Raw genomic sequence first — 14,337 nt, forward strand, 5'->3', positions numbered from 1 at the left:
ATTGGTCAAAAAATTCAATAATCGATGATGTTGTTTTGCATGCGATTTAGCATGACAGATAAGGATTCTAATTCTTCTTTGTTAAAATCATGAAGCATTTGGTTAACGAAACGAACCTTTTCTTTTTTGTAACCGACAATTTGTTTACGACCTTCATCAGTCAGGCGAACAAATATTACACGATTATCGGTTGGGTTTCGTCGTCTTGTCACCATACCGCTTGCCTCAAGTTGTTTTAAATGACGAGTAATGGCACCACTGTCTATATTAACTGCTTTTTGAAGGGCAGATTGATTAATTTCTTCTGTTTCATAAAGCTGGTGTAGCAATTCATAGCGTGATGCGCTAATGCCTGTACATCGTTCAAATTTAGGGCTAATTTGATTGTTTAGCCCTTTAAGAAGCTGTAAGATTTTTTCCTGATTTGAAAGTGAACATCGCACCAATAACCCTCCTAATAATTTGTGAGGTCAACTTTAAAGAAGTGTCAAATATTCATTGATAGAACAATCATTGACCCGTCAACTAATATAATACAAAATTATCAATCATGCAATTAAATGACAACTTACCTAAATTATTTATAATTTGCTTGCAGGAAATTAAAAAGGTCTGTGCTCGAATAAATCGAACGCAGACCCAATAAACCACTTAGTAGACTTCATCTGAACAGAACGGCTTTTCTGTGTTTATCATTATTAAATTTCTACAATCTTCTCTTTTTGAAGTGCTTGAATAGTCCGCTCGATGCCCTCTGCAAATGAATTCTTCGGCTTCCATCCAATCGCATTGGCAAGCTTTTCATTATTTAAAAATGAATGCTCAATATCCCCTTCTCTTGCAGGGGCATATTGAATCTCAAGTGGATGATTTAAATGTTGTAATAATAATATAACTTGATGCAGTGACCATGCTTCGTTTGTTGAAACATTGTATATGCCTTGAAGTCTAGCTTCTACTCCAGCATAAATGGCATCTGCAATATCATCTACGTAGATGAAATCACGCGTCTGTTCACCGTCGCCATAAATAGTAAAAGGTCTACCTTCAAGACTACTTTTCAACATACTAGGGATGACAGCGGCCTCCCCTTGCATACGTTGTCTCGGGCCAAAAACATTCGCAAAACGGTAAATTAGCGTCGGTAAACGATAATCACGTTGCCACTTTTCACAATATGTTTCACCAATGCTTTTATTTAGCCCATACATCGAAACAGGCTCACTAATATCCGTTTCCTCAAGCGGTGGATAGTGGCTATTACCATACACCGCAGCAGAAGAAGCGAAAACAAAATGTTTCACTTTGTATTTTGATGAATAAAAGAGCATTTGGCTTAGCCCTACAATATTTGTCAATATATCCTTCATCGGTTCCTGTATAGAAAGTTGAACACTTGTTTGCGCCGCACAATGAATGACTACATCAAAAGCTACTTCTTTAAAGAAATGCTCACAAACCTCATCTTCAACATTTAATAAGTAAGATTTATGCTCAAAATCAATATTTCGTAGATGTCCTGTACTTAAATTATCAATTATATAAATATTGGCACCTTCCTCGAAAAATCGCCTCGCCACTGCACTGCCAATAAACCCATAGCCACCTGTCACTAATACATTCATCCCATCGCCCCCAAAAACAATATGATGTTTTATATGCATGAATTGCTAAAAATATGCAAGGAACTTACCACTGGATTATTTTAACAGACTATCAACAATAGGTAAAAGTTAAGTGAGCATTCTATTTTTAATTAAATAATAAAAAAATCCACACAAACTTCCAAGCAAGCAGACGAGTGAATCGCAAGTGTTAACTAGCGACTCAACTCAGACGTTACCTCGAAAGTCGAGCGGATTTAAACAAAAATATTATTTATTGTTTTATATATTAAGCAGGGTTTACTTCTAGTTCAACTGAAATTTTAATATCTTTACCTACAAGTACTCCACCAGTTTCTAAAGCTGCATTCCAAGTTAAACCGAAGTCTTCACGGTTAATTGTCGTTTCTGCCTCGAAGCCATATACTTCCTGACCCCATGGGTTAGTACCTTTACCGTTAAATTCAGTATTAAATGTAACTGATTTCGTAACATCTTTAATTGTTAAATCACCAGTTAATGCATATTCTTCACCTGATTTTTTTGTAATGCTAGTTGATTTAAAAGTAATATTTGGGTATTTTTCAGTATCAAAGAAATCACCTGCTTTTAAGTGATTATCGCGGTCTTCGCTACGTGTATTAATGCTTGATGCATCAATTGTAATACTAATGTTTGCTGTTGTTAAATCTGCAAGATCTGCTGCTTCAATATCAGCTGAATAAGAATCAAATACACCTTTTACTTTTGATACCATCATATGTTTTACTTGAAAGTTAATTGCTGAGTGTCCTAAATCGATATTCCATTTTGCCATTTTAAATTCCTCCAATTTGTATTGTTTTATATCTCGAATTCGAGATATATGTTAAAATATGAAGTAACTACACTAATTATGTTACCCAAAAATAATTGGACTAAACATATGTAGTTACTTCGAGAACTTCTTTTTTAATTTTCCGTTACTAAAAGTAATCAATTACTTTATGTAACTTACTATATATTAATAATTAATTTACGTCAAGTAATTTATTTAAATTATTTCTCGACGTAACTCCTCTAATTCTATGAATACTTAATATACGAGCAAGGGACAAAGAGAACAAGTGCCATTGATGTCTGCTAAGGTAGTCGATTTCCTATGTCTTATCGGTGATTCGCGAGCTTCATTCTGTTATCTCTTTACTAATTTCCCTTGCACAACAAATCGATGATCATCACTCATTACAGAATCTTTGCACGTAGAAAGTGTAATTATTTTATCATCTGGTCCTACATCTACATTCATATCAATTGTAGAACGCTTTTGAACTTCTCCAATAAACTGAATAAAATCCTCATCCGTTTTAAATTCTGTTTCAATATAATAAAAATCAATAGTTGTTTCATAAGCTGCGAATACTTCAACATCGTAACCTTCATATAATGTATCCAAATAAATTGTACGATGTGCATTGGCATAATCTTGATTCAAGTAATTTTTCAAACTACCAAACATCGTCCCATCTTTCATGGCATGACCGTACAAAATGGTATTGCGACTTATATCGAGCGCATCATTACGATAATCCATAAAAACACTGCCTGCACGACTTTGGCGATCTTTATAATTATGGTTCAAATAAAATTCATTATTATCCGCATGTAAAATTGGATTGTTGAGCTTTGTATTATCCACAGAAATCCAGCCAACAATGCGATTATTTACAGCTAGTAAATCATGAAATTGTGGTCTTATCGTATATTTTGATTTTATTTCAGCGTTCGAAACTTCATCATCAGCTACTACTTCTTCTTGAATCGTTGCCAATGTTTCAGCATAAATCGTTTGTACTTCTTTTAATGATTTCGATGACTCATAATACGTGTAGACGTACTTTACAAGCGCAAAACCAGAATATAAAAATATAGCCAAATATAAAACTGTTAAAAGCTTAGTTTTCCATTTTTTCATCGTTTCACCAACTTAAATACCAAGAGGCACCATATAAAGACCGAGCTGTTCATCTTCATTGAAGATTGCTTCAACACCATATACTTCTTTAATAACTTCCTTTGTGATGACGTCACGCGGCGCGCCCTCAGCTATTATTTGTCCTGCTTTCATCAAAATAATATGATCACTATAACGAATTGCTTGGTTAATATCATGGAGTACCATAACAATTGTTAAGCCATGTTCTTCATTCAAAGATTTTACAAGCTCCAATAGCTCCATTTGATAATAAATATCTAAATACGTAGTCGGCTCGTCTAAACATAAAATTTCAGATTGCTGTGCTAATGCCATCGCTATCCATACTCGTTGTCGTTCACCGCCTGATAGCGCTTCTAAATCATTTTTTCGCTTTTCTAATAAGTTTGTACATGCTAATGCCCAATCAATCGCTTTTTCATCTTCCTCATGATTACGCTTTAACATTGTATTATGCGGAAGACGACCAAAACTTACTAACTTTTCAATCGTTAAATCTTTTGGAACATCATTTTGTTGATAAACAATTGCTAGCTTTTTAGCAAACTCTTTTTGCTTGTAATGAACTAAATCTTTATTTTCCAAAGAAACATTACCGGATTGCGGCATATTATTTCGAGACATCACACTTAGTAATGTCGATTTTCCACAGCCATTCGGACCAATTATCGTTGTGATTTTGCCCTTTCGTATTCTCGTTGAGATACCATCTAAATGATTACGTGTATTATCATGAGAGACGATAATGTCGTGCATTTCCATTTTCTTCACTCTTTTCGTAAAAGGAATATTAAGAACGGACCACCGATGATTGCCATAATAGTTGAAGCAGGGATTTCAATTGGTGCAACCACCGTTCGACCAATTGTATCTGCCACTAAAATTAATAAGGCTCCTGCTAATGCCGTAAACGGTATTAGTATTCGATGATCGTGTCCAACTAAACGTCGGGCAATATGTGGGACTAATAAGCCGACAAACGATATAACGCCAGCAACAACAACTGACACGGCTGATAATAATACAGCAACAGCTGCAATAATTAAACGAGCACGTGCTACGTTAAAGCCGAGACTTTTTGCCGTTTTATCTTGTAGAACAAGAAGATTACACCAACTATATAACGCAAATGCTGCAATCAAGCCTATCGTTCCATACGTTGCAATAGTCGAAACATCTTTCCATGTACGCATCGTTAAATTTGATCCGACGACACTAGCAGCAGATGTATTTAACGAGCCTCCTAAACTTAAAAAAGCTTCCGTTAGACCAGTAAACATCGCATTGATCGCAATCCCTACTAAAATTAATTTTAGGGGACTCAATCCCGATTTCCATGACAATGCGAACACTAGCGCACAAGCAAATGCCCCACCTATAAACGCCAATATCGGCGTCATGAAAAATAAAGCTGGAAAAAATGAAATAATAAATAATTGTACAAATGCTGCACCTGATGAAATACCAATGACACCCGCGTCTGCTAGCGGATTACGCATTACTGATTGTAATAAGACGCCTGAAACAGAAAGCGCAGCCCCAGCAAATAAAGCGACAAGAATACGGGGAAATCGCAAATCACGGATTGCCTCCATCTGGCTATTCCCTTCTTCAAACAACGCCCCTATAAATTCAAAAAAGCCCATTTTAATACTACCTGTCGTTGCTGAGTAAACCATCGAAACAAGCAACAACAATATTACCATTGCAAAACTTATTATTTTTTTAGTCATATCGGATTCCTTTTTCTAATCAAATTCCTCACTATATCTTTGCACAAAGTATGCGCATCCATTGTTGCGATTGCTTCGATTTTACTTTATTAAAAGATTCGCTCACTACGGTTACATTGGAACGAAAAGTAATATGTAATATCCTGTGTGCTACAAGAAATATAAGAAAAGCGCTCTATGGCAAGGCTTATCTTGCAATACGAGCGACAATTTCAACTTACTTATTAGCGATAAAAAATTTCCATTAACTGTCCTAAAGCTTGTGGCGCCTGTAAGGAAGCTGTCGTTCCAAATAATTCTTCTTCCAAATCATACACCTTACCATTGTTCACTGCGTCAAAATGCTTCCATATATCATTCGTTTTAAATTCTTCATCAAACATTTTGACAACCTCATCGGGCATGCCGTGTGATAGACGTAAAATAATATCAGGGTTGCTATTATGCAAGTACTCCGTATTTGACGATAAGTACTCTGCTTCTTGCCCCTCCATCACATTCATTCCTCCAGCACGTTTGACAAGGTCCCCGGCGTAAGAATTTTCAGTTGCTACTAAGTAACTGCCTGGAATACCAAGTAAAATTAATACACGAGGTCCTTCTTTATTAGCAGCGACAGTTTGTATGGCATCAATGTTTTTCTGTAGACCCGTCAATAAATCCTCTGCTTGAGCCTTACGATCATAACGCTCACCTAACGTTTTAATTTCAGCCATCATCGCATCAACACTTTGGAAATTCAAAAAATTCACAGGTATTTTTAGTTGTTCGAATTTATCTTCTAAATCATATTGTAATGTTGACACTGATAATACATCCGTAGGAGTTAATGACTTAACAATTTCCATATCAGGCTCCATTGCATTCCCTATTGTAGGTAAACCTTCAAAGCGTTTCGCTAACTCTTTTTCAGTTTCCGGTACTGCGATAGCATCAAGCTCGAGCTTATCTAAAATATCAGCTATCACAACAGTCCCTGCTATAATACGATTTTCACTTGGTGTATTTGTTTCTACTGATACATCCGCTTTATTAGTAGATGTTTCATTCTTTGCTTGATTGTCCCCACTGCTACAACCAGCAATTAAAAATACTGTCATAAGCGCTATCAATGCCAGCCAGTTTTTTTGTTTTTTGCACATATAGTCATCTCCTACTTATTTCAGTTATCTTTAGAATTTCTCAAGCGACGAACGAGTAACCAGCCCGATAAAACACAAATTAGCACTAACAATACAATTTTCACTTTATCTAACTGGGCAAGTTGCTGATCTATATTCGTTTTGTTTTCAGCCTGCTCAATGTTTGGTTGCTTTTCCTCTTCAGTTACAGTGGGTTCTTCTTCTACTACTTCTTCAACATTTGCATCAAGTGTTCGGTCAAAAGCTAACTGTTCTTCCACTAATGTTGTGAAAGGAGGCTGAACTGTTGGCAATGAAAGTACGTTTGATTTTGCTGTAGGTTCCTCTGTTTTTTTCTCTAATGGCTTCTCTATTTTGTCGCTTGTGACAATAGGAGGCTTCACGTTTATGTCTTGCTTAGGAGGCTCCGTTTCTATAGGCTTTTCTAAAATATTCGCCACTTGTTGTTCATCAAACTGTAAATCAACAAAATATTGATGATGATAAGCAATCTCCGGAATATCTACCTGTACCCACATGCGCAGTGGTCTTTCTAAATCAACTACTTCAAATTCGACAATTCTCTCATTTCCCACAATGGATACAAGCGTTGGTTCTACCTGTTGCCCTCGTTGATCTACTGTTAACCCCGTTACCCAAGCAGATTTTAAAATGGTCATCTGAGCATAGTATTTGCCGTCTTTTTCTATCATCTTTGCCACTGGATTGACATATGTATTCATAATTGATTGTTCTTTTTTTCCATCAACGTACAATATGTAATCAATCGACCATTCTTTTTCAGGTGTAGTTTCTTCTATTATAATACCATGTTCATTTTCTTCGATGGGTGCTTTTAATATGATGCGAAGTTCCTGTGCAAATTGAAAACTATCCTCTTCTGACTCAGAAGCCAAAAGACCTTTTATCATAATAGGCCCTTTTAAATCTTTTACATCAAACTGAACTAAATTTTCTGTCCACTTAGAAGATAACGCTTTTTCCGTCTGTTCAATATGTATCTCTTGTAAAATATATGGATGATTGATTGTCATGGACAATGTATATTTACCATTTTTTACGTTGAGTGTTGCTTCTTCATTGAAAAATCGGTTTTGTTCTATTCCATCAAGGGATGAAAAACTTAGTTCAACTTGATAGCTCCCATTTCCTATTGAACTATCTACTTCAGCTTGTGCATGTAACGGCAATTGAGGGATAAACACCAAGATAATAGCGCTAATAAGAGCTAATAGTAAGAATCCTTTTCTATTGTATGTTTTCATCAAATACCCCCAATCTCTATAGAAGCAACAGTAACTTCCTTCCTCATCAAAGTGAGAAAGGAAGTTGCTGTTTACTAAATATTTTTATTCTTCAAATTCATAGAAAAATTGTAAAGAGTTATTTAAAATTTTCGCCATTTGACCACGTGTTAATGGTTTGTTTGCATTGATGTATGTTTTACCGTCTTTAGCAACAGAACCTGTCATAATGCCTTCTTTGTTAAGTAATGAGAATGCTTCTTTCGCTTCTTCATTCGCAATTGTTGCTACATCAGCATAAGGTAAAGAAATTTCAACATTTAAGTCGCCTTCAGTGACAGCTTGGATTGCACGGTAAATCATTAATGCACCTTGTTGACGTGTTAAAATACCATTCGGATTGAATTTTTCACGTGATTCTACGATGCCATATTCAGCAAGAGCGTTAATTGCTTTTTCTGCTTCGATGCCTTTAATATCTTGGAACCCAGCAACTTCAGTAGGTTCTAACTCTAAAGTACGTGCAATCATTAATGCAAATTGAGCACGTGTTAAATTGTTATTTGGGTTGAATTTATCTTGCGCAACAATAATATCATAAGCAAGTAAGTTTAAGATTGCTTCTTTATTTTCGTTGTTATCAATATCTTTAAACGGATTAACAATTGGTGTTTCTTCAGTATCTGTTACTGGTTTGTCTAAGTCTACATTAAAGCTAAATTGAACAGTATGAACTGAATCATATTTAACTCCAGCTGCAGGCTCATCTACAATAATATGAATCTGTGCATTTGTTAGTGCTTTTAAATCTTTCACTTCAAATGTATAAATACGTTCATTTGTTTCTTTATCTTCTTCTTCTAATACAGCGTCTTTACCGTCTACTTTGAATGATTGAACATATTGACCTTTAGGGAAAACCATACCTACAACATATGTGCCATCTGCTTCACCAACAACTACAGTAGAACTAATATAGTTTTTCATGATGGATTCTTCTTTAGTTCCATCTTTATAAACAGTTACAGTACCTTCATATAGTGCTACGTCTTCTTCTTCATCAGTAACAACAGTTTCCTCTTTTTCAGGTTGTTCTTCTTTTACTTCCTCAGTTGGTTCTGTAACCTCAGTTGTCGCAACTGGTTGGAAATCAAAGTCATACCATGTATCCATGTTAGCTTGAGAAACAACTACATGTACCTTTGCTGCAGTTTTCACCTTTGGATCTACTGGGAATGTCACGATGCTTGAACCATCTTGTTGCTTCTCAATTGTCGCATCAACATATTTATCGCCTTGTTTTACTTGGAAACCAGGAATCATTGCAGCAAATTGAGCTGGGATCGTTAGTTTCACTGTGTATGTACCATCTTTTTCAACAAGTAAGCCTGTTCCAGCAAAATATTTATCCATATATCCTGCTTGTTCTGTACCAGGTTTAAACGTTTGGAACTTTACAACTGTCCCTTCTGTTGTTTCAGCTGTAGCTTCCACTTTTACATCTGTAGATATAGTTGTCGTTGTTGTGTCAGCCACCTTTGCTGATGCAAATGTTGGAACTGAAAGTGATGCTGCTAATAATGAAGCGAGTACGATTTTTGTTGCGCGAGATTGACGTTTGTTAGCCATTATTGACCCTCCATTTTTGTTTTGTATTTAGTTCTATAAAGTAAAAATGCTGATCCTGCAAATGCAACTAATAACAAATAAGGCATCGCATCGCTTGTTTGTGGATTAGACACTTGACTTTCACTTTCAGATGTTGTTGACGTTTTCGTATTACTTGTTGCTGTTGTTGCTGCTGAACTTCCTGATACTGCTGCATCAAATACTAGTGAAACGCTATATTCATGGTGGTAATTAATATCATCGATATCAATTTTCATAGATGTTACAACTGGTTTTGATAAATCTTTTACTGTGAATTGTACAACACGTGTATCAGCTGCTTTATCTTCGCTAACAACTGCTGCTCCCCCTGGCGGTTGGAATTTAGTAATCCAAGCACTATTCTTTAATGTAATTTGCACAGTAGCTGTACCATCTTTTACTGTCACCTTAGCTGGCTTTACGAAATAATCATTCGCAATAGACGCAGAGCTGCTATCAGGTTTATTGACCTGATATTTTACAGAATATGTGCCGTCAGCCATTTGAGCAGATGCATGTGGTAACGCTAAATTAAAAATAACCATACTGACTAGCATGACCAACATCATTATTTTCTTCATGTGTTGCACGCCCCCTCTAAATATTATGGAAAAATTTTATTTATTTTCCATTAAACATTATAATTGATACGAATAATATTCTCAATATTTCCATGAAAGCAATATTATGAAAATGAAAACGAAAATAATTCTCAATTACACTATCTATCCAAAGAATAATATCTGGTGCCTTAGTATGTCAACTAGCAATCCAAAAACGTCCTCAATATGTCAAAATTTCCTCAATAAAAAAAGAATATCACTGTTAAACATCAGTAATATCCCTCAATTTTATTATTTAGCAAAAACTTCAAACACCCCGATTAGAATTAGTAACCATCCCGAAATTGCTGTGGAGTACACGCCAATGTATGTTTTTGAAAGAAGCGCACCAAAATGAATTCCCACGCCCACAGTTATAAAGGAAAACGTTCCAATCGAGATAACCGTCCATATAGCTGAAATACCGTTCGCTCCAATAGCGATTCCGCCTGCTAAACAGTTCGCCGATAAAACAAATCCAAGTGTCATGGCCTCTCTGATTGAAATAATGTGATTTTTATCTTCATCAAACACTTCAGGATTTTTTGCGATGCCATTTTTGGAAAGGCGATTAGAGAATAGCGTATATACTCCAATTGCACACAGCAAAAGACTTCCTAAAAGATTGGCCGTGTGTGGAGAAATATACTCTACTACTGTACTACCAGCCGTTACTGCCACGTAAGTGACAATCATTGAAATAATAGCAATAACTGCGTTCGATATAATAGGTATCTTTACTCGCTTAACCCCATAGGCAAGGCCAATCCCTAGATTATCTAAATTGGCAGCTATACCAATCAATATGATGGTTATCCAATGCATGATTTCCCTCCTGTCAACAATGCCTTGGCATAATTGTGTCTGGATTTTTATCGAACCCGCTTGAAAAGCTCCTCTGAAGCAAGTTAATACGTTTACCCATTTTCTATCATATGAAGAGTAAATTTTGTTTTATTGGGCGTTCATCTGCGGGTGCGGTTTAATCCGAGGGGGGCTGGTTGGAGGCTTTTTCCGCGGTTGTTATGCGTTTTTCCGCGGTAGCACGTGGTTTTTCCGCGATTTAAGTTCATTTTTCCGCGGTAGCACTCCGTTTTCCCGCGATTTAAACACTTTTTTCCGCGAAGCAAAAACCACCTACTGTATGAAATGATTTTCTACAGTAGATGGTTCGTCAATAATCTTATTTAACAAAATATTCTTTAACTTGGTCTAACATAATATTAGCAGCTAGAATGCCTCCAGCAGTATTCCAAATGACATCGTCCACTTTGTGTGCGTTGCCTTCTTGGACAGCAGTTAGGTTTTTCCAAAGTGGATCTTGTGTCCACTCTTGTTCAGTTGCTAACGCAGAATCATCACCAGTTGGCATGTATGTGAAGTAGAAAATAACATCGCCATCCATTTGAGGAATTGCTTCTTTTCCTAAATCAATAGCCAACTTCCCTAATTTTGCATTGTCTTTAAATAAGTCTGCTTGAGCTGGAACACGTTTAAATCCTAATGCATCAAAGATAACACCTGAGAATGAATCTGTGTAATAGATGCGAGATTTATCTGCCATAAAACGTACGAACGAAATTTCTTTATTCGTTTGATCACCAAGTTCTTCTTTAAGTGCTTGTAATTTATCTTCGTAGGCTGTTAATACTTCTTCACCTTTTGTTTCTTGATTCACTGCTTTTGCATATAATTTAAAATTCTCTTTCCAGTCACCACGTAATGTTTCTGAAAAAATTGTTGGAGCAATTTTGCTAAGTTTCGCATAATCTTTTTCTTGTCTTAGTTTATTACCAATGATTAAATCGGGCTTTAACGAAGCGATTTTTTCAATATTAATTTCATGTTCAACCCCAACTACTTCTACACCGTCCATTTGATCTTTAATATGATCATACCAAGGATCACCTGACCAAGATTGAACAGCACCTACTGGCTTAATTCCTAAAGCTAAAAGTGCTTCGGTACCTTCATTCGTTAATACAACTATACGTTTTGGTGTGTCTTTTACCTCAGTTGTCCCCATTGCATGTTCGACACTGTAAGCATTGCTTTCTTTTGAACTTTCTTCCTTCTCGTTATCTTTAGAATTGCCACATGCTGCAAGAACAAAAATAGCCATAACAGCTAGCAATACTAATAACTTTTGAAATGCTTTTTGCATCTTTTTTTCCCCCATTGTATATGATAGAATTGTTTGGTGATAATGATTATCATTTTAATTAAGAACGAAATCAATAATATTGTAAGAATTTATTACTGTCAATATATTTTTAATAAAATGTGAGTACAATCTATAAAAAAGAAAGAGTATGAATTTATGATTTTAAAAAATAATTCTTCAAAATCTTTAGCTTTAATAGTAGGAACGCTTCTCTTACTTATTTGCATGGGAATAAGTATTGTATATGGCTATGCAAATACCTCTATTCAAACGACGATTGAATCTTTTACCCAGTTTAATAATTCTAACGAGCATATTATTATTCAAAATGTTCGTATTCCTAGAGCTTTAATTGCTACATGTGTGGGTGCTTCCTTAGCTATTACAGGGGTACTTATGCAGACATTAACGAAAAATCCACTAGCATCACCTGGAATTTTAGGAATCAATACGGGAGCTGGCTTTGCAGTTGTATTTGCAATGATTTTCTTCCATATTTCAGGTTTACAATCTTTAGCATGGGTGGCATTTTTAGGTGCAGCAATTGCTGCTCTATCAGTTTATGGCATTAGTTCATCTGGACGAGATGCCGTAACACCAGTCAAAATAACGTTAGCTGGAGCCGCAATCAGTGCACTCTTCGCTTCTTTTACACAAGGTTTACTTGCAACAAACGAAGCAGAACTTGAGCAAGTATTGTTTTGGTTAGCTGGATCTGTACAAGGGAGAAAGCTAGAAATTCTAATATCTGTTTTACCATATTTAGTTATTGGGTGGATTGCAGCTTTACTTATCTCTTCTAAAATGAATATTCTTGCTCTTGGGGATGATATTGCAAGAGGCCTCGGCTTACCACTAGGAATGATGAAATTAGCAGTTGGCATTATTGTCATCTTTTTAGCAGGTAGTTCAGTTGCAATAGCTGGTCCTATAGGATTTGTTGGAATTGTAGTACCCCATTTTGCGCGAAAGTTTGTTGGTACTGATCATCGTTGGCTTATTCCGATGGCTGCTATATTAGGTGGGATTCTTTTACTGTTAGCAGATGTAACAGCACGCTATATTATTATGCCTCAAGAGGTGCCAGTTGGCGTAATGACAGCCATGATTGGCACACCATTCTTTATTTACCTTGCGCGAAAAGGTGGAAAAAAATAATGAAACAATTAAAAACAGTACGTTTACTACAAAATAAAATATCCTTTTTACTAGATGTAAATGCTTCTAAAAAATTAACTTTTCTTAGCATCTTCGCACTATTTGTTTTTTTCTTCAGTGCATCATTTGGTGATTCATTTATAAATCCGTTAAAGGTAATGCAAACGATCATCGGACAAGGTTCTGATTTCGATCAATTAATTATTATTGACTTTCGACTGCCAAGAATTTTTATTGCTGCGTTTGCAGGCATGGCTTTAGCTGTGGCAGGTGCTATTTTACAAGGTCTTATTAAAAACCCACTTGCTTCACCAGATATAATCGGTATTTCTGCTGGTGGTGGAGCTGCGGTAGTTGGTTTTTTAGCTATTTTCAGTGACTCCAATCATTCATTAACAGTTAGTATTGAATGGCTACCTCTCGCAGGTTTTATTGGAGCTACTGTCGTTGCATTTATTGTTTATATCTTTGCTTGGAAAGATGGTGTGACTGCAACTCGTCTTGTATTAATTGGTATCGGGGTTTCAGCTTTTATGCAGGCTATTACGACGATGTTGATGGTAATCGGTCCTATTTATCAAGCTAGTGAAGCCAATAAGTGGATTACAGGTAGCGTCAAAAGTGCCGATTGGAATCAAGTTCAAATTATCGTTCCAATCATTATAATCCTTCTGCTTCTAACAGTCTTTATTACTCGACAGTTAAATGTGCAAGAATTGGGTGATGACACAGCTGCAAGTTTAGGTCAAACTGTACAAAAAACTCGTTTTTTCTTATTACTATTGAGTTCAAGTCTCGTTGCTAGTGCCATTTCATTTGCAGGAGCTATTGGCTTCGTCGGCTTAATGGCACCACATATTGCAAGACGCATTGTAGGTCCAGCATTCGGTGTATTAATTCCAACATCCGCTGCTATTGGTGCTTTATTAGTAATGGTCGCAGATATTATTGGACGCACTGCATTTAGTCCTTTAGAAGTGCCAGCAGGAGTGTTTACAGCTGCTATCGGTGCCCCTTATTTCATCTATTTACTATTGAGAAACCCTAGAAAATAAAGGAGTCAAA

14 protein-coding genes are annotated in these 14,337 nt (G+C 36.1%); 2 read left to right on the forward strand and 12 right to left on the reverse strand.

Going from position 1 to position 14,337, the window contains the following annotated elements; genetic code table 11:
• Positions 1 to 14 precede the first annotated feature (14 nt).
• The 12 genes from ACIP9C_RS08735 to ACIP9C_RS08790 all read right to left on the reverse strand — a co-directional run bounded on the left by ACIP9C_RS08735 (position 15) and on the right by ACIP9C_RS08790 (position 12,114).
• Positions 15 to 443 (reverse strand): MarR family winged helix-turn-helix transcriptional regulator, encoded by a 429-nt coding sequence (locus ACIP9C_RS08735; RefSeq protein ID WP_401009721.1) that lies wholly within the window; start codon positions 441 to 443, stop codon positions 15 to 17.
• A 255-nt stretch (positions 444 to 698) separates the two neighbouring features.
• The gene (locus tag ACIP9C_RS08740; protein ID WP_401009723.1) at positions 699 to 1,625 is read right to left on the reverse strand and encodes an NAD-dependent epimerase/dehydratase family protein; all 927 of its coding nucleotides are present in this window, start codon (positions 1,623 to 1,625) and stop codon (positions 699 to 701) included.
• A 268-nt stretch (positions 1,626 to 1,893) separates the two neighbouring features.
• Positions 1,894 to 2,421, reverse strand: coding sequence for a YceI family protein (locus tag ACIP9C_RS08745; RefSeq protein WP_401009725.1), 528 nt, complete (start codon positions 2,419 to 2,421; stop codon positions 1,894 to 1,896).
• A 357-nt stretch (positions 2,422 to 2,778) separates the two neighbouring features.
• Positions 2,779 to 3,558, reverse strand: coding sequence for a class B sortase (gene srtB / locus ACIP9C_RS08750; protein WP_401009727.1), 780 nt, complete (start codon positions 3,556 to 3,558; stop codon positions 2,779 to 2,781).
• 12 nt (positions 3,559 to 3,570) lie between these two features.
• Positions 3,571 to 4,341, reverse strand: a complete 771-nt coding sequence (locus ACIP9C_RS08755; protein WP_401009729.1) for an ABC transporter ATP-binding protein — start codon at positions 4,339 to 4,341, stop codon at positions 3,571 to 3,573.
• A gap of 5 nt (positions 4,342 to 4,346) precedes the next feature.
• A complete protein-coding gene (locus ACIP9C_RS08760; protein WP_401009731.1) occupies positions 4,347 to 5,312 on the reverse strand; it encodes a FecCD family ABC transporter permease in 966 nt (321 codons plus the stop codon).
• 224 nt (positions 5,313 to 5,536) lie between these two features.
• Positions 5,537 to 6,454 (reverse strand): heme ABC transporter substrate-binding protein IsdE, encoded by a 918-nt coding sequence (gene isdE / locus ACIP9C_RS08765; RefSeq protein WP_401009733.1) that lies wholly within the window; start codon positions 6,452 to 6,454, stop codon positions 5,537 to 5,539.
• 20 nt (positions 6,455 to 6,474) lie between these two features.
• On the reverse strand, positions 6,475 to 7,719 hold the full coding sequence (locus ACIP9C_RS08770; RefSeq protein ID WP_401009735.1) for an NEAT domain-containing protein: 1,245 nt from the start codon (positions 7,717 to 7,719) through the stop codon (positions 6,475 to 6,477).
• An 84-nt stretch (positions 7,720 to 7,803) separates the two neighbouring features.
• Positions 7,804 to 9,327 carry an NEAT domain-containing protein gene (locus ACIP9C_RS08775; RefSeq protein ID WP_401009737.1) on the reverse strand — a complete coding sequence of 508 codons (1,524 nt, stop codon included), beginning with the start codon at positions 9,325 to 9,327 and terminating at the stop codon, positions 7,804 to 7,806.
• Positions 9,327 to 9,929, reverse strand: coding sequence for a heme uptake protein IsdC (isdC, locus tag ACIP9C_RS08780; RefSeq protein WP_401009739.1), 603 nt, complete (start codon positions 9,927 to 9,929; stop codon positions 9,327 to 9,329). Before isdC ends, ACIP9C_RS08775 begins: the two co-directional genes overlap by 1 nt.
• Positions 9,930 to 10,202: 273 nt before the next feature.
• Complete coding sequence (locus ACIP9C_RS08785) at positions 10,203 to 10,775, reverse strand: manganese efflux pump (RefSeq protein WP_401009741.1); 573 nt, start codon at positions 10,773 to 10,775, stop codon at positions 10,203 to 10,205.
• Positions 10,776 to 11,133: 358 nt separating this feature from the next.
• A complete protein-coding gene (locus ACIP9C_RS08790) occupies positions 11,134 to 12,114 on the reverse strand; it encodes an ABC transporter substrate-binding protein (RefSeq protein WP_401009743.1) in 981 nt (326 codons plus the stop codon).
• 156 nt (positions 12,115 to 12,270) lie between these two features.
• Between ACIP9C_RS08790 and ACIP9C_RS08795 the strand changes: the two genes are divergently transcribed.
• Both ACIP9C_RS08795 and ACIP9C_RS08800 read left to right on the forward strand, forming a co-directional pair.
• Positions 12,271 to 13,272, forward strand: coding sequence for a FecCD family ABC transporter permease (locus ACIP9C_RS08795; protein WP_401009744.1), 1,002 nt, complete (start codon positions 12,271 to 12,273; stop codon positions 13,270 to 13,272).
• Complete coding sequence (locus ACIP9C_RS08800) at positions 13,272 to 14,327, forward strand: FecCD family ABC transporter permease (protein ID WP_401009746.1); 1,056 nt, start codon at positions 13,272 to 13,274, stop codon at positions 14,325 to 14,327. Before ACIP9C_RS08795 ends, ACIP9C_RS08800 begins: the two co-directional genes overlap by 1 nt.
• Positions 14,328 to 14,337 lie beyond the last annotated feature (10 nt).

The sequence above is a fragment of the Lysinibacillus sp. NPDC093210 genome (genome assembly GCF_044753985.1).
Classification (GTDB): Bacteria; Bacillota; Bacilli; order Bacillales_A; family Planococcaceae; genus Lysinibacillus.